This window comes from Specibacter sp. NPDC057265 (assembly GCF_042668835.1).
Taxonomy (GTDB): domain Bacteria; phylum Actinomycetota; class Actinomycetes; order Actinomycetales; family Micrococcaceae; genus Specibacter.
In genome coordinates, this window is sequence record NZ_JBHUYE010000039.1 from 1 (window position 1) to 4,743 (window position 4,743).

1 protein-coding gene is annotated in these 4,743 nt (G+C 59.2%); it reads right to left on the bottom strand.

The window, feature by feature from the left end; genetic code table 11:
* Window positions 1-2,688: 2,688 nt before the first annotated feature.
* Window positions 2,689-4,503, bottom strand: a complete 1,815-nt coding sequence (locus ACFUCV_RS14795) for a DUF222 domain-containing protein (protein WP_380817081.1) — start codon at window positions 4,501-4,503, stop codon at window positions 2,689-2,691.
* Window positions 4,504-4,743: the final 240 nt, after the last annotated feature.

The following is a 4,743-nucleotide window of genomic DNA, read 5'->3' on the forward strand; positions in this document are numbered from 1 at the left end:
CGGAAACCATTTTGTCCAATCCACACACTGTGCGGCTCATCACTCCATGAATTCCATAAACAACCACCAAGAACAAATGATTTATAAAACAAAAACAATATAAACCATCAACAACATTCAAGGGATTGGGCGTCAACCCGCAAAGTGGTGATCACTTCCCCTCAACGGAGTGGACCAGCGTCGCGCAGGCAACAGATAAAACACTACACAACCAACCACCCACAACGCAAATCAACCACCACCTTGCGGCGTGGACACTGCCATGGGCGTACTGCCGGCGGCGGGGAGGTGGATTCGATCCCTTGTTTGCCGCGGCAGAGATCCGGCATCGGCTGGTCCGGTTTGCAGGGGAACCTGCGCAGATCATCCTGTTGAGCTTTGGGCCGGCCGACCATGGGTGGACCTGCCAACTGCTTCATGATGCGCACCGCTGCAGGCGCCTTCACATCAATTGCATGCCAGCTCCCGCGCCACGGCAAGTGACGTGCGGCTTATCGGATTTTAATGGACAGGGCTTTTCACGGTTTTGGGATCCGTCCTTGCATGGCATCCCAGTGAATGCTTTTAAAAGAGTCCGAGCCTGTTGAATTGCGTGCCGCTTTGATAATTTGCCTGCGATCACTCCACTGTTCAGGGGGAAATGGACCGCTGTCGTGGCCTGACTTGGCTGATCCCCCTATCGATCAAGGGGCTTTCCAACAATGGAAGCCCTTGATGGCGTTGAGGTGGCCACCTTTCCAAGGCTGGGGTCTATCGACGGGTCTTTCAGGGTTTGCCTGCGGGTATCCGGGTATGGCCTCCAATGGCAGGACCTTGATCTTTATGTCTTATGGCAGGCGGTGGGCCGGGTGGCAGGCTGATCACTGGTGTGGAGATTCCGCGGCCCACGCCTAGAGCTTTTCCGTGTTCGCCGGGACCACTGCCGGGCTTGTGGCCGGTGCGATATAAACCGGCGCTGCCGCCATCGACTGGACCTGGTCAGCTGACTGCTGCCGCGACCAGTGCTTGGACAATGACGCAAGCGGATCTGAACATGAGAGGACCTCCAGCAATACCCTCGGCCCCGGGAATGCTCCGTACCGGCTGCCGAGTCCATGCTCAGGACTTGAGATGCTGTAAATTGGCTCGCGGCATTCGATGGGGCCCGGCAAAACAGCCGAAGCGACGCAGCTCAAATACGGCCTGGCACAGTCTTTGGTGAATGCATTTGTGGAGGTTAGTGAACCGGAGTCCTTTGCCCACAGCCCGGTACGGGCGGGTGGGTGGAACGGCACTCCAGTAATGGCGCCGCTGCGTAGCCAGCGACTAAGGAGGTACTCAGGGTTCCTGTCCAGCTACTCGTCAAGCGCGTAGGAACCACTATGTTAGCGGCCACGAGAAAGTGCCCATGGGCGGCCAATAGGATTTCGCCATTAGGTACCCAGTGGCCACGAAGGGTGCCCGTCGGCAGTCAGGCGTCTCGCCCGTGCTCCCTCGGTCGAAACACCCGGAACACGGAATTCACCCCACCTCCACCTCGGAGCGAAACAGCTCGGCCGGTTGGTCAAGCGGCGACGACTAATGATGCGTCTGAAGCGTCCATCGAGCGCTGCAAGCGCAGGAACGCAGGTACCGGGGGCGTCCACTGAATCCACGGACGAGGCCGTAATGAGCTGCCTGCACCGCAGTGCAAAAGGTACCTTCGAGACAGCTCTGAGAACGATGAAAGACAAAATTTCTGGGCCCGGAACGACAAAGGCGGTGCCCACTGAGGGCCATCGAATCTCGGCCTTCGCGTTGGCCACCTATGGGCATCTTCTCGTGGCCGCTGACACCACTACTGCTCAGTGGAATCAATGAGCACCTTCGCTCGGTTTACCCTTTCACTGACAGCACCCCTGCGCCGACATCAGCAGCGACGCCACCGTACCGCCGGACTGTCATATCAAATCTGGGCGCGACAACTCCGTGGAGCCACAAGCTCAGGCCCAGAGAGTGTGGCTGGCAGACGCCACACATCCTCTGCAATGCACAAGACGACTACCCCGAGCTTTGATCCAGCCTTTGGCGCTCCATGACCGTGCAGGACATATTCACTTCCCCTCGAGTGCATAACAAGGCTTAGCTGCCGGCGCCCTGCTGACCACAAGGGACCGCCTCCCGGAAGGCTTGCCTACCGTTGTTTTAGTCCCCGACCCGGGATAGCAACGACGATCCCTACGGCGATTACGACTCGTGCCGCAAAAGCAATGAAAAAAGGCCTTGCGTTGCTGCCAACGGTAATTCATATGAGCGCCCCTTCGGGATCCACGCCCCCGCCCCACCAAGCAGTCACTGCACCTCGGGAACCAGCTCACAAGCCGCGTGCCACCCGGAGGGCCACTCGGCAGTCATGATGGCTGTCATGGTTTTGTATCAGCAGGTGTTTCCCTGCAGCGCATGAACGATGGGCCGGTTCTTGTCCGCTGAAGCAGGTGCCGGCGTCCACGGGCCACCGGAAGGTCCTGCGTGCACGGTGGCGGGACGTTCGGTGGGTTCTCTTGTGCTTATGCCTGAATCTGATTTTAGGCGGCAGGGGCAACATATTTGAGGCCAGCAAGTTGGTGCCCACCTTCGCATTGTCGACAGCGGCACGGATAGGCGTGCTCTCTCAGGAACATCGGGTGCTGGTCGCTAGAATCTCGGTGGCCAAGCACGTTCTTGTGGCTGCTAAGGGTCAAGTACGCTACCGGGTGGGAAGCCAGCTTTGGGATGTGCGTGGTGGTAGGGGTTGTGGCGAAGTTTTTGGGTGGGGTCGATGATGTAGGGGGCCGTGAAGTTCGGCGTGCCGTGGCGTAGTTCAATGGTCCAGTCGCTGTGGTGGATCAAGGTGTGGTGGCGGGGGCATAGGAGGGCTGCGTTGTTGATGTTGCTCTCTCCCCCGTCATGCCAGGGGATGATGTGGTGGGCTTCGCACCATAGTGGCAGGGCTGTGCAATCGGGGAAGGTGCAGCCAAGGTCGCGGGCAAACAGGAGCTTGCGTTGCGCCATGGTGAATAGTCGTTGGGTTCGACCAACATTGAGGATGTCTTGTCCCTCCCCGACCGCAAAGCGCGTGATTTCAGAATCGCAGAGCGTTTGGTCGAAAAGGTGTAGGGGTACTGCTCCGTTGTACACGGTGTAGGCCAGGCCTGTCCCGTCTGTCTTGTCCAATTCCTTTTCGGTGGTGCTGATCAGCAGTTGGGCTTTGAGTCCGCCGTTCATCGGCAGGATGTCGGTCCGTGCTGCGATCTCTACACAATGCAACAATCCGTCAAGGAGCTTTTGCGCGTAGGTCCGGTCGTCTTTGAGCGCCGGGTCGGTGCTGTCGGGGTCTGTAGGATCCAGCCCATCCAACATGTCCATGCTTCCCGGGGCAGGAACCCGTACTCCATGGACCGTCCTGGACTCCCGTTGTCCAGCAGCAGGGTGGGGTTGGGTTTCCCTGTCAGCTTCATGGTTGGAAAAGTTGCTTTCTGCGCTGCCGCCGGTTTCAGGCGTCAGAGGCCCACTATCGGCCCACAATCGTGCCCAATCCGCGCCGGGTGTTTCAGTGGTGTCGTTGCACTGGCCGGTGGGAACAACATCTTCGTTGTCCGGGGGCTCTTGGCTTGCGCTTGCGCTGGGTTCGTCCCGGTCAACGGCAACGCCGCGCAGATGGGGGTTGGTAAAGCGGCCGATGCTCACCATGAGGTGTTCGTATTGCTCCAAGGTGAGGTACCCCCCAATGCCGACCAGGCCGCGCCGTGGTTTCCGGAAAGTAATGCCTTGTTTGGCTACCAGATCGGCGTGGCTTGGTTTCTGGCCGTCGGGATCCAGCAGGCTCATGATCCGGTTCCCAATGTGCCGCACGAGACCCGGGGCTTCCTCTGCGGCCGTGGCGACCAATGTAGTCTCGACCTCATTTCGGCAGTCGGTGCTTATTCGGCCGTTTTGCGCCAGCCGGGAGGCCTCTTGAACAAATTTTGCCACTTGCAAGGCTTGCTCTTGCGGGATCAGTCCTCTGAAAAAGGCCTCGCCCAAGACGGATTGGGGTGCCGCAGTCATCTCGCCGGTGACGGCATTGACGGAGGGAAGGACAGCTTGTGCCAGGTCAATCCGGCGACGGGCTTCTCCTGCACTGATTCTCAGGGATTGAATCAGCATGTCCACGGGGTTGCGTACGCCGCTCTTTTCATAGCGGCCGGCTTCTGTTCGCTGCGAAATTTCCGAAGCCACTTGGACCGTCAGGGCCTGCTGAATGGTTCCGAGGCGCTCCAGGTCTTGAGCCCACTGCACACATTCACGATCCGTCAACGCAGCCAGTTCAATACCGAAAGGAGCCGGCCCGCCGGCACCACCCTCAGCTTTACCACGCCCTTGATCGGATGCTGGTTCATTATGGAGAGCGGCCGCGGCACCGATCAGAGCATCGGCAAGGTTCAAAAGCTGGTGCACATGACCACCAACTCCTGATCCGTTCGAATGTGTGCCCGAAAAACCAGGCACCGTTGCCGTCGTACTCATATCTATAGTCTAGACGGGGGTACCGACAGGCACGCCATGGCTTGGCCCGCGGAGGACCCCCAAGTCCTACAGCCTCCCCTGTGGGGGAGGGAACGTCCGCAGCCCTGCGCCGCGGCCACCATCGCACCCCACTGGGCTTGGGCTGGTGGTGTTGTGTGTGTTAAGTGTGGGAGGCCCCGCACCGTGTGGTGTGGGGCCTCGACCTGTTACTGTTTGTCCGGCGGTGTCCTACTCTCCCAC